Source organism: Pseudomonas azotoformans, assembly GCF_900103345.1.
In the GTDB taxonomy this organism is placed as follows: Bacteria; Pseudomonadota; Gammaproteobacteria; order Pseudomonadales; family Pseudomonadaceae; genus Aquipseudomonas; species Aquipseudomonas azotoformans.
Window position 1 is genome coordinate 6,234,441 of the sequence record NZ_LT629702.1, and the last position, 23,032, is coordinate 6,257,472.

Below are 23,032 nucleotides of genomic sequence, written 5' to 3' on the forward strand. Positions count from 1 at the left end.
AGCGGGCTTGCTCGCGAATGCGGAGTGTCAGTCGACATATTCAGTGACTGACACTCCGCATTCGCGAGCAAGCCCGCTCCCACATTTTGATCGAGTAAGGCTTCAGTTCAGGATTTGGGCGGGTTCACTTTCTGCAGCAGCTCATACGCCCGGACCGTCGCCGGCCGTTCCTTGATGCTGTTGAACCAGCGATGCAGGTGTGGGAAATCTTCCAGGCGCTGGCTCTGCCATTTGTGGGAAACAATCCAGGGGTAGATCGCCATGTCGGCAATGCTGTAGTCCTCACCGGCCACGAACGCACGGTCCGCCAGGCGCCGGTCGAGCACCCCGTAAAGGCGTGCGGTTTCATCCACGTAGCGTTTGATCGCGTAGGGGATTTTTTCCGGGGCGAACTGGCTGAAGTGATGATTCTGCCCCGCCATCGGGCCCAAGCCGCCCATTTGCCAGAACAGCCACTGCAGCACTTCCTGGCGACCGCGCAGGTCTTTTGCAATGAACTGGCCGGTTTTTTCCGCGAGGTACAACAGGATCGCGCCGGATTCAAACAGCGAAATCGGTGCGCCGCCGTCGGTCGGGTTCTGGTCGACGATGGCGGGGATGCGGTTGTTGGGAGCGATCTTCAGGAAGTCAGGCTTGAACTGTTCACCCTGGCCGATGTTGATCGGGTGCACCTTGTAGGGCAGGCCGGCTTCTTCCAGGAACAACGATATTTTGTGGCCGTTGGGGGTGGTCCAGTAATACAGGTCGATCATGAAGCTCTCCAAAAGTGGTGATGCTTGAACGGATGCCTGTAGGTATAGGTAATGTTGGGCGTGCGAAAATTCAATGAAACATTTATGCATACCCTTAGAAGCCAATCAGAAAGCGCCATCCACCAACACCTGCAACGACTGCTCAGAACAACGTTCGATGCGCGCCCGCACGCGATACACCTCGGCAAACAACAGCGGGTTGAGCACGTCGTTCGCCGCGCCGCTGGCATACAAGCGACCCTGGCGCAGCACGGCAATATGGTCGGCAAAACGTGCGGCAAGGTTGATGTCGTGCAATACCACCACGGCGATCAGGTGGTGTTCGCGCACCAGGTCGCGTACGCACTCCATGACTTTCAATTGGTAGTTGAGGTCGAGGGCGCTGGTGGGTTCGTCCAGCAGCATCACTTGGGGGCTCCGTGCAATCAGCTGCGCGAGGCTGACCAGTTGGCGTTGGCCGCCCGACAGCGTGCTTAGCCACTGATCGGCCAGATGGGCGATGCCAATGCGTTGCAACGCTGCAAAGGCTTCGCGCAGGCAGGCGTCGTTGGACAATGGAATGCCGTCCACACTGGCGACGCGCAGCGCGGCAATCACACTTTCCATCACGCTGAGGCTCAGGCCCGGTGGCAGGTTCTGCGGCATGTAGGTCACGCGCCGGGCGCGTTCGGCCACGGACATGGCCGACAGGTCGAGGTCACCCAGGCTTACGACGCCATGCATCTTTTCCAGCCCGGCCACGGCGCGCAGCAAGGTGGACTTGCCGGCGCCGTTGGGGCCGATCAGGGCGGTCAGGCTGCCGGGCGGCAAGGTCGGCAGGCTCAGGTCATGCACGATCTGCCGGCGGCCATAACTCACATTGGCGTTGTGTACGCTCAACCCTTGGTTCATAACTGCCTCCCGCGCTTGAACACCAGCACCACGAAAATCGGCACGCCCACCAACGCGGTGACGATGCCCACCGGCACGATCACACCGGGCATGATCAGCTTACTGGCAATCGACGACAGCGCCAGCAACAGCGCGCCGGTCAGGGCGCTGGCCGGCAGCAGGAACCGTTGGTCTTCGCCCACCAGGATCCGTGCGATATGCGGACCCACCAGGCCGATAAAGCCGATGGTGCCGACGAAGGCCACGGCGGTGGCCGACAACAGGCTGATGCGCAACAACGAGAAAAACCGCAAGCGTTTCACGTCCACGCCGAAGCTTTGTGCGCGGTCTTCGCCCATGCGCAGCAGGGTCAGGCGCGGTGCGGCGGCGAAGGAAAACGGCAGCACCACCACGACTACCAGCGCCAGGATGCCGAGCTTGTCCCAATTGGCGCGGGTCACGCTGCCCAGGGTCCAGAACACCAGTTGCTGCAGCACATCTTCGGTGGCCACCAGTTGCAACAAAGCCACCACCGCGTTGCAACTGAACACCAGCGCGATGCCGAACAGCACCAGGCTCTCCACCCCGGCGCCCCGCAGGCGCGACATGGCTTGCAGCAAAAACACCGAGGCGGCGGCGAAGATGAACGCCGAAATGGAAATCGCGGTGTTGGCCGACACCCACAGGGTCGTCACCGGGAACACAATCACCAGGGATGCCCCCAGCGCCGCCGCCGACGACACGCCCAAGGTAAACGGGCTGGCCAGCGGGTTGTTCAAGATCGCCTGCATCTCGGCGCCGGCCAGCGACAACGCACAGCCCACCAGCACCGCCATCAACGCGTAGGGCAGGCGCACGTTCCAGATGATCACCTGGTCGGTGGCGCTGAGGTGGGACGGGTGCGCAATCCCGTCAAGCAACGCCCAAAGGCCCATGCCGGACGGGCCGCTGGCCAGGTCCACCAGCAGGGCGCAGACCAGCGCCGTGCCGAGCAGCGCCAATAGCCAGGCACGCCGCGCCAGCAGGCGGCGATAGCCGTGGGTGGCTGAGGCGAGGTCAAGGGTTTGCGTGGTCATTTAGGCATGTCGATCCAATAGGCACCCTGCAACGGCATCCCCAGGAACTGCTGGTTGATCTGTTCCATGGTCGCCTGCGGGTCCAGCTTGGCGAACAGCTCTGGGTGCACCCACTTGGCCAGTGACTCAATCGCCAACAGGTTGTACGGCGAGTTGTAGAAGTCATGCCACAGGCCGTGGGCATTGCCTGCGCGGATGGCATGCAGGTTGGCGAACTCGGGACGCGCCAATACGCGGTCGAAGGCTTCACGCGCCTCGTCATGGCTCACGCCGGCACCGAGGACCAGCCCCGGCTTGTGGTTGCCGGTCGCAACATAAATATCCGGATCGGCTTTCAAGGCGTATTCCACGCTGATATCCCCCAGTGCCCCCGGCACCACATCGGCGGCAATGTTGCGCCCGCCCACCAGCTTGATCACTTCCCCCATGCCGCTCTTGCCGGTGGTGTGCCCCGGCGCTTGCCAGGCGCCGGCCAGCAGTTCGAGGAACACGCTAGGACGCGGTCCGGCCGGCAAGGTGGCGACGGCATCGGTGATGACCTTGAGGTGCTGGTCATAGAAGTCCAGGAAAGCCTTGGCCTGGGCTTCGCGCCCCAGCGCCTGGCCCAGCGCGTTCATGCTGGTGTGAGTGCCTTGCACCGGGTTGATGCGAAAGTCGACGAACAGCACCGGGATGCCCGCCTTGGCCAGCACGTCGGCCACCGGGCTGTGTTCGGTCGGGCCATGGCCGGAAATGCTGAACACGGCCAGGTCGGGTTTGAGCGAGAGGATTTCCTCGGCGCTGACGCTTTGTTCCGACGCCTGGCCGATCAGGGGGATGTCTTTGACCGTCGGAAATTTCGCCACGTAGGCGTTATAGGTGTGCTGGTCGAGCAGCTTCAAATCGTTCTGCCAACCGACGATGCGCTGGAACGGCGCATCGCGGTCCAGCAGGGCAAACGCCGAAATCAAGCGGCCTTCACCGAGGACCACGCGCTTGACGTTGTCCGCCACCTCGACCTTGCGGCCCAGCACATCGGTGACTTCATGGGCGGCAGCGGTCTCGGCATGGCCGAGGACCAACGCGGCGAACAGCACGCCCAGTTTGAGCACATTACGGGGTTTCAACATGGCAGGGACTCCAGGTGAAGGCGGCGCATCAGGTATTGCTCCAGCGCCGCAATGGGTTGTGAGGCAGGGATCTCGATCAGCATGGTTCAGAACTCGTAGTCGACGCTGGCGGTGAGGGTGCGCCCGGCGCCCGGAATGCCGTAGAGCTGGAAGCCATCGAGGGACGCGCCGACCTGGCTGTAATAGAAGGTGTTGAACACATTGTTGAGGTTGAGGTTGACCGTGGTGTCCTTGTTCACCTTGTATTGTGCGGCCAGGTTGCTCAGCCAGTAGCCAGGGGCTTTTTCGTGGTCGCGGGCGTAGATCGCGTAGACCCCGGACGGGCCGTTGGCGTAGCTGCTGTTGTTGTTCAAACCCCCGACGTATTTGTTGTCGGTGTAGCGGCGCCGGCCCACGTATTGCTCGCCGTAGCTGAGACTCAGGGCGTCGGTGACGGCGTAGGTGGTCCACAGGTTGGCGGTCAGGTCCGGGACGTTCTTGGCTTCGGCGCCTTTGTTGATGCCTTTGGTCTGGGTGCTCTTGAGGGCCGAGAAACCGCTGTAGGCGGTCCAGCGCGGGGTGATATTGCCTTGCAGGCCCAGTTCGATGCCGTCGACGCGTTTGGCGGGCAGGGCGCGTACCGGGGCGGATTCGCCGTCCTGGTATTCCCAGGCGTTGTCCAGTTCGGTGCGGAAGATCGCCGCCGTGACGTTGAGCCTGTCGTGGGCAATGTCCCACTTGGTGCCCAGTTCATAGGTCTTGGATTTGGCCGGGCTGTAACTACTGGTGCTGGCCGCGCCGTAGATCTGGTTGTTGGTGGACGCGCCCAGCGCCGACGGTTGCGCGGCCTCGCTGTAAGACACGTAGATACTGCCGTTGGGCAACGGCTTGAACACCGCGCCGACCCGACCGCTGACGGCACCATCGGTGCTGCTGATCGTCGCCTGGCCGCGTTGGCGGGTTTCGGCACGCCAGTTGTCGTAGCGCAGCGAGCCGAGTACTTGCCATTGCTCGTTGAGGGTGATGGTGTCGCCCAGGTAGAGACCGGCGTTGTCGATCACCGAGCGCGGGTCGCCTTCGCCTTTGGTCACGTAGGTGCTGGCGAAGCTGTGGCTGGGGTCGTGCATGTCAAACAGCATGTTGCCGGCCGGCACTTCGGCGTTGCGTTTCAGGCCGCCGTAGGTCTCGTGATAGAACTCCAGGCCACTGACCACCGCGTGCTGCAGGCTGCCGGTGGTGAGGTTGAAATTGAAGTCGGTCTGGTTGTCCAAGATGGTGTAGCGCTTGGACAAACCAAAGTCGCTGCCGCGCAGGATGCCGTAGCCGGTGTTGCTGTTGTTCACGTAGTCGGTGTAGGCATTCACCGTACTGCCGGGCACTTGGCTGATCGGGCCTACGCCGGTGTAACCCAAGGTCGCACAGCGGGTGCCGGTGCAGGTCTTCTGGCCGTTGGCGTTGGCGGCGAAGAAGCGCGCCGGCGAGAGCACGGCGAAGTTGTCGCTGCGTTCCCAGCGCGTCTGGTTGCGCAGGTTGGCGTCGTTCCAGGCGAAGTCATGCTCGAAGCGCGCCGTGAGCGAGGTGGTTTTGTTCTCTTGGGTGTAGAGGCGGGAGTCGCCGTACCAGTTGGAGCGTTTCACGCCTGGCATGCGGTCGCCGTTGGTGCCGCGCTGGATCGGCACACCGCCGTCCGGGGTGTTGGTGTCTTTCTGGTAGAAGGTGTCGATGAACAACCGCGTGTCGGTGCCCAGGCCGAAGCCGAACGAGGTGGCGATGCCCCAGCGGTCGTAGTCCACATCGTCGCGCTCGGCCACCTGGTTGTAGTGCTTCATCAGGTTGATGCGTACGGCAGTGGTGTCGTTCAGCTGTTTATTCAGGTCGGCGGTGAGGCGGCGGTAGCTGTCGGTGCCGATCCCGGCCGAAACTTTGTTGGCATCGCCCAGGTGCGCTTCCTTGCTGACCAGGTTGACGCTGCCACCCACGGCCGAGACCCCGGACTCGATGGAACCGGTGCCCTTGAACACTTCGGCCTGTTGCAGGTTGAAGGTGTCGGTGCGCGTGGACATGCCGGCATCGCGCACACCGTCGACGGTCAGGCTCTGCTCGGAAGAAAACCCGCGGATCGAAAACAGATCGCCCCAGCCCAGGTTGCCCTCGCCGGACATAAAGGTAATGCCCGGCACATTGCGCAACACTTCCTGCAAGGTCTGCGCGTTCTGCTCCTTGAGCACCTGTTGCGGCACGATGGTTACGCTTTGCGGTGCGTCCAGCAGCGGCTGGCTGATTTTGGCCGAGGTGACGCGGTCCACCTTGAAGGTGGAAGTGGCTTCGCCGTCGACCTTGATTTCCGGCAGGTTCAACACCGAATCGCTGGACGTGGCGGTTGGGGCGTCAGCCAGGGCAACCGGTGCGACGCTGCCGGCAGCCAGCAAACCGAACATCGGTGCGAGGGTGGTGTGCAACGTGTGGCGGTGAGGCGTGGGCAATGATAGGGGCAATGACATGGTAACGTCCGAGTCTAAATTACAATTACTCTCATTTAGGTTCGGTAGTCTAAAGAGCGATTCCGCCTGCCATACCCCGGGTTTGTATCGCTGATGCGTGATTAGGGTTTCCTACAACATTCCATTACATTTGCCTGCGCTGCTGGCTGAACTTTCGGCTATTTGCTGCGTTTCATCGTTTTTCGGATTGACTGCCCATGGCCAAGCAAGACCACCTGCTGATCGTTGATGACGACCCGCAAATCCGCCAATTGCTCTGCGACTACCTGAGCGACGCCGGCTTCCAGGTGTCCACCGCCGCCGATGGCAAGGAAATGCGCCGCCGCCTGTCGCTGAATGTCATCGACCTGATCGTGCTCGACCTGATGCTGCCCGGCGAAGACGGCCTGAGCCTGTGCCGCGAACTGCGGGTGAACTCCAACACGCCGGTGGTGATGCTCACCGCCAAGGGCTCGTTGATCGACCGTATCGTCGGCCTGGAAATCGGCGCCGACGACTACCTGCCCAAACCCTTCGACCCGCGCGAGCTGCTGGTACGGATCAAGGTGGTGCTGCGCCGGGTGCAGAGTTTTCCCGACCGCGCGCGCCTGGATGAAGCGCCGAGCATTCGTTTTGCAGGCTGGCAACTCGACACACGGGCGCGGCAATTGCTGTCGCCGCAGGGCGTGGTGGTCAGCCTGGGCAACTCGGACTACCGCGTGCTGCGCCTGTTGTTGCAGCACCCCAACCGCCCGTTGAACCGCGATTTTCTGCTCAACCATGTGTTCGACAAGGACAGCACACCGTTCGACCGCTCCATCGATGTGTGCGTCAGCCGTCTGCGCTCGCAACTGCCGGCGGGGTTGATCAAGACCGTGCGCAACGAGGGCTACATGCTCACCGCCCATGACGTGGTGCTGGAGTCGTGAGACTGCTGCCGCGTTCGCTGTTCGGCCGGCTGGTATTGATCCTGGTCAGTGGCATGCTTGCCGCGCAGGCCCTGACCAGCAGCATCTGGTACGACCGGCGCCATGGGCAGGTGCTGGAAATTCCCGCGCGGTTGATCGCCACGCGCCTGGCGGACGTGGTGCGCCTGGTGCACAGCGATCCGCAGCAGGCAGATGTGCTGATCAAACTGCTCGACACGCCGAACTTCCGCCTGACCCTCAGTGATCAGGCCAGCAACACCCCGAGCACCCTGCACGACAGTGACCGGCCCACCGAACAGCTGATCAAGAAAGTGCTGTCGGAAAAAACCGGTTATGCCCAGAGTCTGATCCTGTTGCGCTTGTCGTTGGTCGATGGCGATGGGCAGACCGCCGGGCTGTCGACCCTGCTCGGCTCCAAGCCGGTGGTGGGGCAATTTTTGATCGACCTGCGCCTGCCCGACGGACGCTGGTTGCAGGTGGATGCCAGTGAGGAACAGGGCTGGACCAGTACCTCGCCGTTGGACCTTTTGTTCGATTACGTCATGCGCATTTATTTGCTGCGGGTGTTGGTGCTGGTGCTGATCGCCCTGGTGGCGGTGCGCCTGGCCATCCGTCCACTCAATGCCCTGGCCAAGGCGGCCGAAGCGCTGGGCCGGGACATCCAGCGTCCGCCATTGTCGGTGGACGGCCCCACCGAAGTGCGCCGCGCCGCCCAGGCGTTCAATGCCATGCAGCAGCGGCTGATCGCCAATATTGCCGAGCGCACGCGGTTTCTTGCGGCCATTTCCCACGACCTGCGGTCACCGATCACACGCTTGCGCTTGCGCACCGAAATGTTGGAAGACAACCGTACCAAAGAGCGTTTTCGCAGCGACCTGGAAGAAATGGAGCACATGGTGTCCAGCACGCTGGATTTTGTCAGCAGCGGCGAAATCAACGAGACGCGACAGAACATCGATATCAACGCCTTGCTGCAAAGCTTGCAGGCGGACCTACAGGACGTTGGCGAACAGGTGGTGATTGACGGCCGGGCGAAGCAGCCATTGCCCGGGTATGCCCGCAGCCTTAAACGTTGCGTGCAGAACCTGCTGGAGAACGCCGTGCGGTATGGCCGTGATGTGGTGGTGCGGGTCGAGGACAAGGCGGACAGCTTGAAGATCGTCATCAGTGACCGTGGCCCCGGGATTCCCCAGGAACAATTGGAGCAGGTGATGGAACCGTTCTATCGGGTGGAAGGTTCACGCAATGCCGAGACCGGCGGGTATGGCTTGGGATTGAGCATTGCCCACACCATCGCCAAGGCGCATGGCGGGCGTTTGGCGTTGCACAATCGGGAAGGCGGGGGGCTTGAGGTGGTGTTGCAGCTGTGGCGAGCGGGCTTGCCACAGCAAGCCTGCTAGCTACAGAGCCAGGCTTTACGCCCCGTGGCACTTCTTGAATTTCTTCTCGCTGCCGCACGGGCAAGGATCGTTGCGACCCACGTCCTTCAGGGCATTGCGCACCGGCTCCTGGTGAGCGTGGCCGCAGTTCGGGCCGTGGACATGGCCGTGGCCGTGGTCGTGATCATGGTGATCGTGATCGTGGTTGCAGTCAGGACCATGGACATGGGGTTGCTGAGTCATCGATGTCGCTCCGGAATAAAATCGCCGGGGATTATCTCGCCATTGTGGTTCACCTGCACGTCATAACCGATGAATAATCCGGTTTTCAGCTCGCCTTCGAGGCGATAGGGCACGGGGCGGTCGGGTTTTTTCAGCATCTGCACCACATCGCGGATCTGCGGCCAGAGGTTGGTGCGCACCGACACCTTGAAAAAGGCATGGCCTCGTGGCGGCACGGTGAGCCATTCGTTGGACTCGCCCTCGGTCAGCACAAAGTCATCCAGCGTCACCTTGTAGATCAGGCCACGCACGGTCAGGTCGGCGTCGTCGCGGTTGTCCACACGAAAGTACAGCTTGAATTTCTGCTCCAGCAGCTTGGCCCGTACCACTTCGACCTTTACCAGGGAGACGTGGGGCGGCGGCGCGTCGTCTTCGAACCACGACGCGCAGCCGGTCAGGCCAAGGGTTAACGCCAGCATCAAGCTGTAGATCCGGAGCATGGCGTGAGTCCTGTGGTGGCTAGAGGTAGCTGGAACAACACTTCTTGAATTTTTGCCCACTGCCGCACAGGCAGGCATCGTTGCGTCCGGCCTTCACTTCCACGGTCGGGTCGATGAAGTACCAGCGCCCGTCATTCTGTACGAAAGAAGACTGCTCGCGGTGGCTATGTTCACCGGTACTGTCATGCCAGCGCGCGGTGAAGGTCACAAACGCGTGTTCCGGTTGGCCGCCGAACACCTCGGAACTTTCTACTTCAAGGCCGAGCCAGGTGCTCTGGGCGCTCCACGCGGCGATGGCGGCACGGTCCAGACCGGGTTGTTGCGCGGGCAGGGTGGTCGCCACCAGGTAGTCCACCAGGCCGAGTACGTAGGCGCTGTAGCGCGAGCGCATCAACGCGGTGGCACAGGGCGCCGGGTGCCCGGCGTGATAATGACCGCAGCAGGCATCCAGCAGGTTGCCACTGCCGCAGGGGCAAATGGATGTACTCATCGGGTTACCACCAATACTTTCCGAAGTTTTCCGGGTTGGCCCAGAAGCGGGCGTTGAGCCAGTCCGGCACTTGTTTATAGTCAAGCAGATCGTAGGTAAACAGCGTCAGAACCTGCTCGTCACGCTGGAAACGCTCGCCGGCCTGCAGGGCCAGGGAGAAGAAGTCGGTGTCCTTCCAGTCGCAGGCGCCCAGGTCCACCAGCACCGCAATGCGGCTGGCATTGAGGTTGCGGATGCCGCCGAGCAGGGTCAGGCCTTGCGGTTTTGACAGGTGCTCCAGGCAGTCCACCACCAGTGCCAGGTCAAAACGCTGCGCCGCCAGCTCCGCCGACAGTGGGCCGGGTGGGGCAAGAGCAACCTGGGTGTCGGGATGTGCTGCTTGAAAAGCCTCCAGCGCCGGGAACTGGCTGGCGCCCAACAGCAACAGGCGTTTGGGCTGGTGCAAGTCGAGCAAGGCGGCCAGGGCTTGCTGGGGTGTACGGTCAGAAATACCGGCGGTCATCAGAGATCCTCACATCAGGACCGTAGAGACTAGCGCGGCTGAGCGTGCGGGCCTAGAGCGGGCGGTGGCGAAAAGTCCTACAAGGGCGATGATCCCCAATGAATACAGGGGCGCGGCGTAGTGGCGCAGATGAAAAGAGCCGTCTTTACTCCAGTCATCGGCCCCCGCCGATCCCCTCAGGAGAAACTCAATGAGCATCATGCGGACAGCTCTACCCTTGGTTCTGCTAACCGGAGTATTGACAGGTTGCGCAGGTTTGCAAAAAACCGATTGGCCCACCTGTGCCGCCGTTGGCGGCGTGACCGGTGCGGCGATCGGTGCCACTGAAAGCTCGGCCTATGCGGGCTACGGCGCGTTGTTGGTCGGCGGTATGGCCGGCGCCTATTGCTGGGTGCATGGCGATGGTGACGAAGACGGCGACGGTGTGCCGGATAGCCGCGACAAGTGCCCAGGTACGCCAAAAGGCGTGCAGGTGGATGCCAATGGCTGCCCACCCGCGCCGCCGCCGGCTGTGGTAGAGGAAGTGGTGGTGGTCAAGGAAGAAACCATTGTGATCCGTGACGTGCACTTCCAGTTCGACTCGGCCAAGTTGACGGCGGCGGATACCGCCAAGCTCGACACCGTCGCCACCCGCCTGAAACAGGAAGCCCCAGGCGCTCAACTACGTGTCAGCGGTCACACCGACAGCGTCGGTAAAGACGCCTACAACCAGAAACTCTCGGAAAAACGCGCGCATTCGGTGGTCGAGTACCTGATCAAGTCCGGTGTGCCGCGCAGCAGTTTTGTATCGGTGACCGGTGCAGGCGAGAGCCATCCGGTAGCCGACAACAAAACCGCTGAAGGCCGTGCCTTGAACCGTCGTACGGAAATCCAGATCAACCGCTGACGGCCCTTGCCCCTGTGGAATCCCACAGGGGCAATGCTGCCGATCCTCCCCTTTATTAACTTTTTTGATCCTTCACTGGCAAAGCGCCTGCGGAAGTCGTTACTGTGCGTCCAAAGAAAAACTAGAAATATTTTTTGAAAAAATTCAGGGGAGCTCCATGATGCGTAAGGTTTTTCTGTTGGCCCTGTTGGTCAGCCCCGTTGCCCTGGCCCAGAGCGTCAGTGTTGAACCCAACTCGCTGATGCGCCTGCCCAACAGCACCAGCGTGTTGCAGCTGGAGCGCCTGGAGGTGGCGGACTACGGCACCTTGCTGATCCCCGCCAACATCAGCCAGGTCAGCGTGGATGAGTTGCGCTTGGGCCGCGACGCCCGTATCGCCATTGTGCCCGGTAGCACCGCGCTGCAATTGCAGGTGCGCCATGCGCAGTTGGAGCACGGCAGCCAGATCACCTCCCGCGGTGCTCCCGGTACTCACGAAAAACCGGCCAAGGCCGGGCGTGACCTGACCCTGCGCATCAATTCCCTGGCCGCAGAAGAACTCTCGGTTGATGCCCGTGGCGGCGCCGGTGCCCAAGGTTATGCCGGGCTGGACGGTGCCAATGGCGTGGATCCGGGTTGCACCTGGGGCTCGGCCGGTCGTGGCGCCAATGGTGATAACGGCGGCGATGGCTTGCCGGGGGCGTCGGGCGCGCAGGTACGGGTCGAGTTGCCGCAGGATTTCCCGGCGCAACAGATCAAGGTCTGGGTGGACGGTGGTCCCGGCGGTTTGGCCGGTACGGCGGGCAAGCCTGGCAAAGGCGGCCAGTCCAAAGGCTGCCTGGTGTACCGCGCCGACGGCGGCGAGAAGGGCCGTCCGGGCTTGGAAGGGCAGCCGGGGCCAGCTGGGCCTGCGGGGACTGTGACCATCCAGCGGCTTTGAATTACCTGGCCTGACGCTATCGGGGGCAAGCCCCCTCCCACAATTGGACTGCATTCCAACTGTGGGAGGGGGCTTGCCCCCGATGGCGATATACCTATCGCCTCACAACATCGGCCGAGCCGAAGCAATCGCCACCACCACCAACCCCACAATCAGGTTGATCCCCACCAACCGACGAATCTGCCCCAGTACCGCCGCGCCCGCCGGCCAATCCTCAGCCGCCACTGCCTTGCGCAGTTCGGGGAACTTCAACGCCTGGATACGGATAAACAACGCCGTCATCACCAGATACAAGCCCATCATCACCTGCACATAACGCGGCGCCGTCTCGAACCCGTTGAAGCGCAAGTGCAGCAAGCCAATGCCGCTGATCGGCAAAACCGCCACGGCAACCCACACCCATACGAAAAAACGTTGAAACACATTTGCCCACAGCTTGAGCCGGGCAGGGCCTTCAAGTGCCGCCACAGCGGCGGGGCGCAGGATCATCCAGGCGAAAAACATACCGCCGACCCATACCAGGGCGGCCAATACATGCAGGGTGTAAGCGAGGCTAAACGCGGTCATTGTGGTACTCCGTTCTGCGCGGGATTCATTAGCGGGGTATGATAGCCGCCGATCCGAACCACTGAAAATTTATCCAGCGTTTTTTGCGCCCGACTATCCATGATCAGCACTGAACTCAAAACCACGATCCAGGGTGCCTATTCGCGTTTTCTCGAAGCCAAGAGCTTGAAACCGCGCTACGGCCAACGCCTGATGATCGCCGAAGTGGCCAAGGTCCTCGGGGATATCGACACCGACGACGAAGGCCGCCGCGAGGGTGAGCCCGCGGTCGTGGCCGTCGAGGCCGGCACCGGTACCGGCAAGACCGTGGCCTACAGCCTGGCCGCGATCCCCACCGCCAAGGCCGCTGGCAAGCGCCTGGTGATCGCCACCGCCACCGTCGCCCTGCAGGAGCAGATCGTCTACAAAGACCTGCCCGACCTGATGCGCAACAGCGGCCTGAACTTCACCTTTGCCCTGGCCAAGGGGCGTGGGCGCTACATGTGCCTGTCCAAGCTCGATGTGCTGTTGCAGGAAGGTCACGCGCAAACCGCCACCGCCCAGCTGTTCGAAGAAGAAGGCTTCAAGATCGAAGTCGATGAGGCCAGCCAGAAGCTGTTTACCAGCATGATCGAGAAACTGGCCGGCAATAAATGGGACGGTGACCGCGACAGCTGGCCCACTGCCCTGGAAGATTCCGACTGGGCACGCCTGACCACCGACCACAGCCAATGCACCAACCGCCATTGCCCCAACTTTGGCCAGTGCGCCTTCTACAAGGCCCGCGAAGGCATGGGCAAGGTCGATGTGATCGTCACCAACCACGACATGGTGCTGGCCGACCTGGCCCTGGGCGGCGGTGCGGTGTTGCCGGACCCGCGCGACACCCTTTATGTGTTTGACGAAGGCCACCACCTGCCCGACAAGGCCATCGGCCATTTCGCCCATTACACGCGCCTGCGCTCCACCGCCGACTGGCTCGAAACCACCGCGAAGAACCTCACCAAATTGCTGGCCCAGCACCCGCTGCCGGGCGACCTGGGCAAGCTGATCGAGCAGGTGCCGGAGCTGGCGCGCGAGATCAAGACCCAGCAGCAGTTCATGTTCAGTGCCTGCGAACAGGTCGCCGATTTCAAGCCGGGTGAAGATGTGGAGGGTCGTGAGCGTCCCCGCCATCGTTTTGTCGGCGGCCTGATCCCCGAGCATATGCGCGAAATGGGCATCGAGCTGAAGAAAGGCTTTTCACGCCTGACCGACCTGTTCACCCGTCTTACCGATTTGCTTAAAGAAGGCATGGACGGCGAGGTCAACATCGGCATCGCCAGTAACCAGGCCGAGGAATGGTACCCGCTGTTCGGCAGCCTGTTGTCCCGTTCCCAGGGCAACTGGGAGCTGTGGACCGCCTTCACCGTCGAAGACCCGGAAGACAACCCGCCCATGGCGCGCTGGCTGACCCTGTCGGAAAGCGGTGCGCTGTTCGATATCGAGGTCAACGCCAGCCCGATCCTGGCCGCCGAAATGCTGCGTCGCAACCTGTGGAATGTGGCCTACGGTTGCCTGGTGACCTCCGCCACGCTGACCGCGCTGGGCACCTTCGACCGCTTCCGCATGCGCGCCGGCCTGCCGAAAAAGGCCGTCACCGCCGTGGTGCCAAGCCCGTTCCATCACGCCGATGCGGGCGTGCTGCGGGTGCCGGACCTCAAGGCCGACCCACGGGACGCAGCGGCGCACACCGCCGCCATCATCCGGGACCTGCCGGAGCTGGTCGAAGGCTCGCGCGGTACCCTGGTGCTGTTCTCGTCACGCAAACAGATGCAGGACGTATTCGACGGCCTCGACCGTGACTGGCGCAAGCAGGTGTTTATCCAGGGCAACCTGTCCAAGCAGGAGACCTTGAACAAACACAAGGCGCGTGTAGACGGCGGGGACTCCAGCGTGCTGTTCGGCCTGGCCAGCTTCGCCGAAGGCGTGGACTTGCCGGGTGCCTACTGCGAACACGTGGTGATTGCCAAGATCCCGTTCTCGGTGCCGGACGATCCGGTCGAGGCGGCCCTGGCCGAGTGGATCGAGGCGCGGGGCGGTAACCCGTTCATGGAGATCTCGGTGCCGGATGCTTCCTTGAAGCTGGTCCAGGCCTGCGGTCGCTTGCTGCGTACCGAAGAAGACCGGGGCACCATCACCTTGCTCGACCGCCGTTTGGTCACCCAGCGTTATGGCAAGGCTATCCTGAATGCCTTGCCGCCGTTCAGGCGCGAAATTTCTTAAGCCACTGTGGGCGTTTTCGCCCACTTCGTGGTCTATCTCACTGTATTTCAACAGGCCATTCATCGGCCGTCTGGGAGAACCTTGTTCGTATGATTCGCACGCTGCCCGCCGTTTTTGCCTTGCTGTTCGCCGCGCCCCTGATGGCCGCGCCCGTTGGGCAACAGACTCTGTTCAACTTCGTCCGGCCTGCCGATGTGGTCAAGGTGGCGACCCAGGACGCCAGCCTGCCGCAATACAACGCCGAACAAACCCCCGAAGGCGAAGTGCTGCGCCGCATCACGTTCAACCCGGCCGCCGAACCAAGCCTGGTGCTGAGCCCGCAGACCGGCACCTGGGACTGGTCTCAGTCGGGTGCCATGAGCCTGCGTATCCAGAGTGCAATGGACTGGGCGTTGACCCTCTACGTCAAGGTGCAGAGCGCGGATGGCAAGACCCTGGTCAGCCGCATCGACCTGCCCGCCGGCCCGGCCCAGACCTTGCTGGTGCCGCTGCAGGCCAATTCGCCGCTGAGCCAGGGCATGAAGGCCGGCCCACCGATGCCGATCACCATGGACGGCCAGCGTGTGCTGCTGGCCAGCAGTGCAGGTGAAATCGACCGCAGCCAGGTGGTGTCGGTGACCGTGTCGATGCTCAAGCCTAATGCCGCCCAAAGCATCCTGCTTGAGCGCTTTGGCGTGCAGGACAGCGAGCCGGTGCTGAAGGCGGCCTACAGCGAGCTGGTGGATGCCTACGGTCAATCCACCCGTGCGCGGTGGCCGGAAAAGGTCAGCAGTGACGAACAGCTCAAGGCCGCCGCCGCCAAGGAGCAACAGCAGCTCCAGGGCTGGCTGGCCACGCGGGATAAATCCGCTTTGGACCAATACGGCGGCTGGAACAAAGGCCCGGCATTCGACGCCAGCGGTTTTTTCCGTACCGAGAAGCGCGATGGGCGCTGGTACCTGGTGACGCCGGAGGGGCATCCGTTCTACTCCCTGGGCGTCAATACCGTGGCCCCGGACAACAGCCAGACCTACGTGGCCGGCCGTGAATGGATGTTCGCCGCGCTGCCCAAGGGCGGCGAACCCTTCGATAAGTACTACGGCAGCGGCGACAACCGCAGCGGCAACGGCGCGGGGGAAGGCCGTGGCTTTGGTGCCGGGCGTTGGTATGACTTTTACGGCGCCAACTTGCAGCGCACCTATGGCGGTGACGGCTTCGACCAGAAACGCTGGGTCACTCACACCCTCGACCGCTTGCAGGCATGGGGTTTCAACACCGTCGGCAATTGGAGCGACGAGAGTCTGGCCACCGCTGACCGGGTTCCCTACACCTTGCCGCTGTCGATCGTCGGTGATTACGCCAGTATCAGCACCGGCACCGACTGGTGGGGCGGCATGCCCGACCCGTTCGACCCGCGTTTCGCCATGGCCACCGAGCGCGCCGTGGCGATTGCCGCCCGTGACCACCGTGATGACCCCTGGTTGATCGGCTTCTTTGCCGACAACGAGCTGGCCTGGGCCGGCCCCGGCGATGATCCGAAATCCCGCTACGCCTTGGCGTACGGCACGTTGCGCATGACCACCGACGTGCCGGCCAAGCGCGCGTTCCTCAAGCAACTGCGCGACAAGTACCGCAACGAAGAAGGTTTGTCGAAAGCCTGGGGTATCGAATTGAAGGGCTGGGAGCTGATGGAAGACCCGGGTTTCGAACCGCCGATGCCGAATCCCGAGCACCCGGAAATCGAGGCGGACTTCAAATACTTCCAGAAGACCTTCGCCGATGCCTACTTCAAGACCATTTCCGACTCGCTGAAATGGCACGCTCCCCATCAACTGCTGCTGGGCGGCCGTTATGCGGTCAGCACGCCGGAAGCCGTGGCCTCCTGTGCGCAATATTGCGATGTGTTGAGTTTCAACATGTACACCCTCAAACCCCAGGACGGTTATGACTTTGCCGCGTTGCGGGAGTTGGACAAGCCGGTGCTGATCACCGAATTCAACTTCGGCTCGGCCGACCGTGGGCCGTTCTGGGGCGGCGTGACGCAGTTGGCCAGGGAAGAAGATCGCGGCGCGGCGTATGCCAACTTCCTCAAGCAGGCCATGGCCGAGCCGTCGATTGTCGGCGTGCATTGGTTCCAGTACCTGGACCAGCCGGTGACCGGGCGTCTGCTGGACGGTGAGAATGGTCATTTTGGCCTGGTGGGCATCACCGACGTACCATTCCAGGGTTTTGTTGACAGCGTGCGCAAAAGCAACCTGGCAGCCGTCGACCAACTGGGCCAGGAAGCGCAAAAGGCCAAGGTGGCAGGCGCCGCGCGTGAAAGTGAAGGTGGCAGGGCCGGGCATGAAGGCAAAGGCCCGGGGCAGGGCGCCGGGCATGCAGGCGGGCACTCAGGGAATGGTCATTGATTGAGCGCTGACGGGTTCACAAAACCCACCAGGGCTGGAACAATGTCGGCCACTTTTTTCGATGTTTTCCGAGGGCGCTCAGGTGCAGATCCAGGGTCATTACGAACTCCAGTTCGAAGCGGTACGTGAAGCGTTCGCCGCGTTGTTTGATGACCCGCAGGAGCGTGGTGCCGGGCTCTGCATCCAGATCGGCGGCGAAACAGTCGTCGACCTGTGGGCCGGCACCGCCGACAAGGACGGCGCCGAGGCCTGGCACAGCGACACCATCGTCAACCTGTTCTCCTGCACCAAGACCTTCACCGCCGTCACAGCCCTGCAATTGGTGGCCGAAGGCAAATTGCAACTGGATGCGCCGGTCGCCAATTACTGGCCGGAATTCGCCGCCGCTGGGAAAGAAGCCATCACCCTGCGCCAGTTGCTGTGCCACCAGGCCGGGTTGCCGGCGATCCGCGAGATGCTGCCCACCGAAGCCCTGTACGACTGGCAATTGATGGTCGATACCCTGGCGGCAGAAGCCCCTTGGTGGACGCCGGGCCAGGGCCATGGCTACGAGGCGATCACCTACGGCTGGCTGGTCGGTGAATTGCTGCGGCGTGCCGATGGTCGCGGGCCGGGAGAGTCCATCGTGGCGCGGGTCGCACGGCCATTGGGCTTGGACTTCCATGTGGGCCTGGCGGACGAAGAGTTTTATCGCGTGGCGCATATAGCACGCAGCAAAGGCAATATGGGCGATGAAGCCGCGCAACGTTTACTGCAAGTAATGATGCGCGAACCGACCGCCATGACCACCCGTGCATTTGCCAATCCACCGTCTATTCTGACCAGCACTAATAAACCCGAATGGCGTCGTATGCAGCAGCCGGCGGCAAATGGTCACGGCAATGCGCGCAGCCTGGCGGGTTTTTATAGTGGATTGTTGGACGGTAGTTTGCTGGAGGCCGACATGCTCGAACAATTGACCCGCGAGCACAGCATCGGCCCGGATAAAACTTTATTGACACAAACCCGTTTCGGCCTCGGCTGCATGTTGGATCAGCCGCAGTTGGCCAATGCCACCTTCGGCCTTGGCCCACGTGCATTCGGGCATCCGGGCGCTGGCGGTTCGGTGGGGTTTGCCGATCCTGAACATGATGTAGCGTTCGGTTTCGTGACTAATACACTCGGACCTTATGTACTTATGGACCCGCGGGCACAGAAGTTGGTCAGAATATTGGCCGGTTGTCTGTAAACCCCTTGCTGTTTCACGTTTTTTTGTTACAAAGGCAACTATAAGAAGACGCTGTAGGAATAGTCGTAACTTTATTCATCTACAAGCGTCTGTTTAACGGATCATTTAGATCCCTGGTTTTTTCTCATTTTGTGGATATCTCATGTTATCGAACAAGTCCTTGGCTCTTGCGCTATGCCTCACTATTACCGGTTGCGCACAAACTCCACAAAATGATGCCGAGGGCGGGCATTGGTGGTCATTTGGATCCGATAAGGCCACGACCAAGGACGCAGTGACGCAAGCCGATGCCAAGCCGGAGGCTAAACCGGACACCAAGCCGGCTGCCGGCGCCAAGCCTGTCGCACCGGTAGCCGCTGCGGCTGCTGCGCCAGCCCCGGCTCCAGCCGCCAAGGCTGACACCGGGTCCAGCTGGTGGCCATTCTCTTCCAAAACCGCCGACGAAAAGGCTGCCGATGCCAAGGCCGACCTGAAAGCCGACCTCAAGGCCGCAGAACCTGCACCAGCGGTTGCCAAGACCGACACCGAAACCCACTGGTGGTGGCCGTTCGAAAGCAAACCCAAGCCATTGGCCAAGGTCGACGTGACCAACGTGCCGATGCCCGACCCGAAAATCACCCAAGCCTGGCTGGACGACTATGAGCCGCGTCTGCGTGCGGCCATCAAGGACAGCAACCTGCAACTCGAGCGTCGTGACAACGTTCTTGTGGTGATTGCCCCGGTTGATGGTTCCTACAACCCGAAACGCCCGGCCATGCTGCTGCCGGTCACCCTCGGCCCGTTCACCCGAGTGGCCAAGGCGGTTGAAGCCGATCCGAAGACCGCAGTACTGGTACTGGGCCACGTTGATGCCACCGGCACCGCCCCGGCCAGCCAGGCGTTGACCAAGGAACGTGCACAGTCCATCGCCTCGATCTTCAGCCTCAGTGGCTTGAAGCAGGACCGCCTGATGCTGCGCGGCATGGGCGACCTGATGCCACGTGCGGCCAACGACAGCAGCCAGGGCCGTGCCCTGAACCGTCGCATGGAAATCATGTTCACCCAGCGCACCACCATGCTGGCGCTGCTGAGCAAATATCAGTCGGGTAAAACCCCGCCTGTAGCCGAAATGGTGGCAGTGCAGGACGTTCCAGCCCCGGCTCCAGCCGCCAAGGCCCCGGCCAAGAAGGCTTCGACCGCCAAGAAAGCGGCTGCCAAGCCAGCGGCCAAGAAAGCCCCGGCCAAGCCAGCGGCGAAAAAAGCGGCACCCGCCAAAGCCAAGGCCGCTGCACCGGCAAACGACCAGGCGAAAAACTGATCCGCTGAACCAGAAGGATAAAGCCGCATGACCCAGGCACTGGCCGATATGCGCCGTGACTACACACGGGATGGCTTGAGCGAGGCCCAGGCCCCGAGCGAGCCGTTTGCCTTGTTCCACCAGTGGTTTGCCGACGCGGTGAAAACCGAGCAGCCACCGGTGGAAGCCAATGCCATGACCTTGGCCACCGTCGACCAGGACGGTCGCCCGCACTGCCGCATCCTGTTGCTCAAGGGCCTGGATGCGCAGGGCTTTACCTTCTTCACCAATTATCAGAGCGCCAAGGGCCAACAGCTTGCGGCGCGGCCGTTTGCAGCCATGACGTTTTTCTGGCCGACCCTGGAGCGCCAAGTGCGCATTGAGGGTCGGGTGGTGAAGGTCACGCCTGAAGAGTCGGATGCTTATTACCAGGTTCGTCCCTTGGGCAGCCGCCTGGGCGCATGGGCGTCTCCGCAAAGCCAAGTCATCCGTGACCGGGAAGAGCTGCAGGACCTGCTCAAGGCTACCGAGCAGCGTTTCAGCGATACCCAGCCTGACTGCCCGGAGCACTGGGGTGGCTATCGCCTGTTACCCGAGCGCATCGAGTTCTGGCAGGGCCGTGCCAGCCGCTTGCATGACCGCCTGAACTATCGCCTGCAAGGGGTCGACTGGACCCGCGAACGCCTGGCACCCTGAGCTGCACCTTTCGTCACTTCGCTTGAATGTTGCCCATCACCCCGAAGTCTTTTGAACAGAGGCTTCGGGTGTGTACTGCTGCGCCGCAGTCTTCAGCCAGTGAGGCAAGTCGGACCGTTTGATTTTCAAGCTGCGAGCCTTTTCCAGCTGCTGCAGCATGAAGGTGCGCTTGTGCAGGTCATTACCCGCCAGCGACAGGGCCAGGTCACGGCCTATCCAATGTCTGATGCGCAGGTACAACCAGCCATGGAAATACAGTCCAGCAAGGGTTGTGACTACAATGATGAAGTAATCCATGAAGATCCCGGTTGAGAGAACAGCGCTACCGTTCGTCTGTTTTTCTGGTGTGGGCAGTCTGTACTAAGGCTGAATGAAAGCAATTTTCTGCGGTGCTTGCCGTGACAGGCGTCAAGCTGCAGCGTTTAATGACCACCTGTCCTTTGGAGTTGATGCTATGCGTAAGTCTGTTTTACTGGTTGCCTGCTTTACCACCCTGTCTTTGCTGCTGGGTGGCTGCGCCTCGAGTCTGACCGGCGACTCGTACTCCCGTGACGAGGCGCGTCGTGTCCAGACCGTGCGCATGGGTACCATCGAATCCCTGCGTCCGGTGAAAATCGAAGGCACCAAGACCCCAATCGGCGGCGCTGCCGGTGCAGTCATCGGCGGTGTTGGCGGCAGTGCCATCGGCGGCGGCCGTGGCAGCATCGTGACCGCCGTGATCGGCGCCGTCGCCGGCGGCCTGCTGGGCTCGGCCACCGAAGAAGGCCTGACCCGCACCCAGGGTGTGGAAATCACCGTTCGCGAAGACGACGGCAGCATGCGTGCCTACGTGCAGGCTGTGCAGGAGAATGAAATCTTCCGCATCGGCGACCGCGTACGCATCATGACCGTTGACGGTACCAGCCGCGTTACTCGCTAAACGTCGGTTGTAGAAATACAAAACCCCAACCGGGTGACTGGTTGGGGTTTTTGGTTTTATGGGTGGGAAACTCCTGCAGCGGCTACTTGAAAGTGCATAAATGGCAGGCAATAAAAAACCGCCTCGATAGGGCGGTTTTTTATTGCCTGCCCAGTTAGTGGCTGGGGTTGCAACCTCAAGGATGCATCGACCTGCATCCGAAGGCTCACATGTTCCGGTAAGTGTGCTGGAGGTACGGCTCAACGTTAGGAGGGCCGAGTATGTCTAAGTTTGCCTGTGGCGAGGGAGCTTGCTCCCTTTGGGCTGCGTAGCAGCCCCAAAGTACTTGCCTAGCGCCTGATGCAATATCGTGATCACCTGAGAAGGGCCGCTTCGCGACCCAACGGGAGCAAGCTCCCTCGCCACAATGATTGTGCTTCGTCAGGTGTTTCAGGCCTTTTTACGACTCGCCATCGCCGTCACCGCATACCCGATACACGCCGCCAGAATCGACCCGGTCAAAATCCCCATCCGGTCTTCCCCGGCAAATTCACTGGCCCCCGGCACAAATGCCAGCGAGCCAACAAACAGGCTCATGGTAAAGCCGATACCACACAGGATCGCCACGCCAAACACCTGGCCCCAGTTCGCACCGCTGGGCAGGGCGGCCAGGCCGGTCTTGATGGCTAGCCAGGTAAGGCCGAACACACCGATGGTCTTGCCGATCAGCAGGCCCGCGGCGATACCCATGGGCACGTGGTGGGTGAAGCTTTCCAGGCTCACGCCGGTCAGGGACACGCCAGCGTTGGCGAAGGCGAACAACGGCAGGATGCCGTAGGCCACCCAGGGGTGCAGGGCATGTTCCAGCGTGAGCAACGGCGAGGGCTCGGCGTTTTTGGTGCGCATCGGGATGCAGAACGCCAAAGTCACACCGGCCAGCGTCGCGTGCACACCGCTCTTGAGGACGCACACCCACAGGATCAGCCCGACGATCAGGTACGGCCCGAGCTTGATCACGCCCAAGCGGTTCATCGCGATCAACGCAATCAGGCAGGCGCCCGCACCCGCCAGGGCTGCACCGGACAAATCGGCGGAATAGAACACGGCAATCACGATGATCGCACCGAGGTCGTCAATGATCGCCAGGGTCATCAGGAACAGTTTCAGCGACACCGGCACGCGCTTGCCTAGCAAGGCCAGTACGCCGAGGGCGAAGGCAATGTCGGTGGCCATGGGAATCGCCCAGCCGGAAAGCGCGGCAGGGTAGTCCTTGTTGATCGCCCAGTAGATAAGCGCCGGCACCACCATGCCGCCGATGGCGGCAGCGCCGGGCAGCACTACTTGCGAGGGCTTGGACAGGTGGCCGTCGAGCAACTCGCGCTTGACCTCCAGGCCGATCAGCAGGAAGAACAGGGCCATCAGGCCATCGTTGATCCACAGCAGCGCGGGCTTGGCGATTTTCAGCGCGCCAATCTGTGCCACCACCGGTACGTCGAGAAACGCGCTGTACAGGTGCGACAAAGGTGAATTGTTGATGATCAGCGCCAAGGCGGCAGCCGCGATCAACAACAGACCGCTGGCGGCTTCCAGCTGGAAGAAACGAGTGAAAGTGCTACGCAGAGGCAAGGGATGCTCTCCAATCC

22 protein-coding genes are annotated in these 23,032 nt (G+C 61.9%); 10 read left to right on the plus strand and 12 right to left on the minus strand.

Translation table 11 applies throughout. The annotated features are described in order from the left end of the window. Positions 1 to 107: 107 nt before the first annotated feature. From BLR69_RS28270 to BLR69_RS28290, 5 genes are all read right to left on the minus strand, one after another. A complete protein-coding gene (locus BLR69_RS28270; RefSeq protein ID WP_071496908.1) occupies positions 108 to 752 on the minus strand; it encodes a glutathione binding-like protein in 645 nt (214 codons plus the stop codon). Positions 753 to 857: 105 nt separating this feature from the next. Next, positions 858 to 1,643: an ABC transporter ATP-binding protein gene (locus tag BLR69_RS28275; protein ID WP_071496907.1), complete on the minus strand. Its 786-nt coding sequence runs from the start codon at positions 1,641 to 1,643 to the stop codon at positions 858 to 860. Then, positions 1,640 to 2,698: a FecCD family ABC transporter permease gene (locus BLR69_RS28280; RefSeq protein ID WP_071496906.1), complete on the minus strand. Its 1,059-nt coding sequence runs from the start codon at positions 2,696 to 2,698 to the stop codon at positions 1,640 to 1,642. The genes BLR69_RS28275 and BLR69_RS28280 overlap by 4 nt, the downstream gene beginning before the upstream one ends. Further along, positions 2,695 to 3,807, minus strand: coding sequence for an ABC transporter substrate-binding protein (locus BLR69_RS28285; RefSeq protein WP_071496905.1), 1,113 nt, complete (start codon positions 3,805 to 3,807; stop codon positions 2,695 to 2,697). The genes BLR69_RS28280 and BLR69_RS28285 overlap by 4 nt, the downstream gene beginning before the upstream one ends. Before the next feature lie 86 nt (positions 3,808 to 3,893). Then, positions 3,894 to 6,287 carry a TonB-dependent receptor gene (locus BLR69_RS28290; protein WP_071496904.1) on the minus strand — a complete coding sequence of 798 codons (2,394 nt, stop codon included), beginning with the start codon at positions 6,285 to 6,287 and terminating at the stop codon, positions 3,894 to 3,896. Positions 6,288 to 6,484: 197 nt separating this feature from the next. Here BLR69_RS28290 and BLR69_RS28295 point away from each other — a divergent pair, with 197 nt between their 5' ends. Next, positions 6,485 to 7,195: a response regulator gene (locus tag BLR69_RS28295; protein WP_071496903.1), complete on the plus strand. Its 711-nt coding sequence runs from the start codon at positions 6,485 to 6,487 to the stop codon at positions 7,193 to 7,195. After that, on the plus strand, positions 7,192 to 8,595 hold the full coding sequence (locus BLR69_RS28300) for an ATP-binding protein (RefSeq protein WP_071496902.1): 1,404 nt from the start codon (positions 7,192 to 7,194) through the stop codon (positions 8,593 to 8,595). Before BLR69_RS28295 ends, BLR69_RS28300 begins: the two co-directional genes overlap by 4 nt. Positions 8,596 to 8,610: 15 nt before the next feature. Here BLR69_RS28300 and BLR69_RS28305 read toward each other — a convergent pair whose 3' ends face one another. Genes BLR69_RS28305 through BLR69_RS28320 form a run of 4 tightly spaced genes read right to left on the minus strand, consistent with a single transcriptional unit; the run spans position 8,611 to position 10,288 of the window. Continuing rightward, positions 8,611 to 8,817, minus strand: coding sequence for an SEC-C metal-binding domain-containing protein (locus BLR69_RS28305; RefSeq protein ID WP_071496901.1), 207 nt, complete (start codon positions 8,815 to 8,817; stop codon positions 8,611 to 8,613). After that, positions 8,814 to 9,296: an LEA type 2 family protein gene (locus BLR69_RS28310; protein WP_058425251.1), complete on the minus strand. Its 483-nt coding sequence runs from the start codon at positions 9,294 to 9,296 to the stop codon at positions 8,814 to 8,816. The genes BLR69_RS28305 and BLR69_RS28310 overlap by 4 nt, the downstream gene beginning before the upstream one ends. Positions 9,297 to 9,315: 19 nt before the next feature. Then, positions 9,316 to 9,786 (minus strand): YchJ family protein, encoded by a 471-nt coding sequence (locus BLR69_RS28315; RefSeq protein WP_071496900.1) that lies wholly within the window; start codon positions 9,784 to 9,786, stop codon positions 9,316 to 9,318. Positions 9,787 to 9,790: 4 nt separating this feature from the next. After that, the gene (locus tag BLR69_RS28320; protein WP_071496899.1) at positions 9,791 to 10,288 is read right to left on the minus strand and encodes a DUF6231 family protein; all 498 of its coding nucleotides are present in this window, start codon (positions 10,286 to 10,288) and stop codon (positions 9,791 to 9,793) included. A gap of 190 nt (positions 10,289 to 10,478) precedes the next feature. Between BLR69_RS28320 and BLR69_RS28325 the strand changes: the two genes are divergently transcribed. Together BLR69_RS28325 and BLR69_RS28330 are read left to right on the plus strand one after the other, a co-directional pair. Continuing rightward, positions 10,479 to 11,174: an OmpA family protein gene (locus tag BLR69_RS28325; protein ID WP_071496897.1), complete on the plus strand. Its 696-nt coding sequence runs from the start codon at positions 10,479 to 10,481 to the stop codon at positions 11,172 to 11,174. A gap of 160 nt (positions 11,175 to 11,334) precedes the next feature. Continuing rightward, positions 11,335 to 12,093 carry a collagen-like triple helix repeat-containing protein gene (locus tag BLR69_RS28330; RefSeq protein ID WP_071496983.1) on the plus strand — a complete coding sequence of 253 codons (759 nt, stop codon included), beginning with the start codon at positions 11,335 to 11,337 and terminating at the stop codon, positions 12,091 to 12,093. A 102-nt stretch (positions 12,094 to 12,195) separates the two neighbouring features. Here BLR69_RS28330 and BLR69_RS28335 read toward each other — a convergent pair whose 3' ends face one another. Next, entirely contained in the window at positions 12,196 to 12,660 is a 465-nt protein-coding gene (locus tag BLR69_RS28335; RefSeq protein WP_071496896.1) for a CopD family protein, read from the minus strand. Positions 12,661 to 12,759: 99 nt separating this feature from the next. On the opposite strand from BLR69_RS28335, the gene dinG reads away from it, so the two are divergent. The 5 genes from dinG (at position 12,760) to pdxH (ending at position 20,491) form a co-directional block, all read left to right on the plus strand. Next, complete coding sequence (dinG, locus tag BLR69_RS28340) at positions 12,760 to 14,904, plus strand: ATP-dependent DNA helicase DinG (RefSeq protein WP_028619241.1); 2,145 nt, start codon at positions 12,760 to 12,762, stop codon at positions 14,902 to 14,904. An 89-nt stretch (positions 14,905 to 14,993) separates the two neighbouring features. Next, entirely contained in the window at positions 14,994 to 17,291 is a 2,298-nt protein-coding gene (locus BLR69_RS28345; protein ID WP_071496895.1) for a beta-galactosidase, read from the plus strand. A gap of 82 nt (positions 17,292 to 17,373) precedes the next feature. Beyond that, a complete protein-coding gene (locus BLR69_RS28350; RefSeq protein ID WP_071496982.1) occupies positions 17,374 to 18,519 on the plus strand; it encodes a serine hydrolase domain-containing protein in 1,146 nt (381 codons plus the stop codon). A 142-nt stretch (positions 18,520 to 18,661) separates the two neighbouring features. Beyond that, positions 18,662 to 19,816 carry an OmpA family protein gene (locus tag BLR69_RS28355; protein WP_076955214.1) on the plus strand — a complete coding sequence of 385 codons (1,155 nt, stop codon included), beginning with the start codon at positions 18,662 to 18,664 and terminating at the stop codon, positions 19,814 to 19,816. Between the two features lie 27 nt (positions 19,817 to 19,843). Further along, the gene (gene pdxH, locus BLR69_RS28360) at positions 19,844 to 20,491 is read left to right on the plus strand and encodes a pyridoxamine 5'-phosphate oxidase (RefSeq protein WP_071496893.1); all 648 of its coding nucleotides are present in this window, start codon (positions 19,844 to 19,846) and stop codon (positions 20,489 to 20,491) included. Positions 20,492 to 20,527: 36 nt separating this feature from the next. On the opposite strand, the gene BLR69_RS28365 is transcribed toward pdxH, so the two are convergent. Beyond that, the gene (locus BLR69_RS28365; RefSeq protein WP_071496892.1) at positions 20,528 to 20,788 is read right to left on the minus strand and encodes a hypothetical protein; all 261 of its coding nucleotides are present in this window, start codon (positions 20,786 to 20,788) and stop codon (positions 20,528 to 20,530) included. Positions 20,789 to 20,945: 157 nt separating this feature from the next. Here BLR69_RS28365 and BLR69_RS28370 point away from each other — a divergent pair, with 157 nt between their 5' ends. Further along, positions 20,946 to 21,410: an outer membrane lipoprotein gene (locus tag BLR69_RS28370; RefSeq protein WP_003189251.1), complete on the plus strand. Its 465-nt coding sequence runs from the start codon at positions 20,946 to 20,948 to the stop codon at positions 21,408 to 21,410. Between the two features lie 429 nt (positions 21,411 to 21,839). Here the strand turns inward: BLR69_RS28370 and nhaA are convergent, their stop codons facing one another. Then, positions 21,840 to 23,015 carry a Na+/H+ antiporter NhaA gene (gene nhaA, locus BLR69_RS28375; RefSeq protein WP_058425241.1) on the minus strand — a complete coding sequence of 392 codons (1,176 nt, stop codon included), beginning with the start codon at positions 23,013 to 23,015 and terminating at the stop codon, positions 21,840 to 21,842. Positions 23,016 to 23,032: the final 17 nt, after the last annotated feature.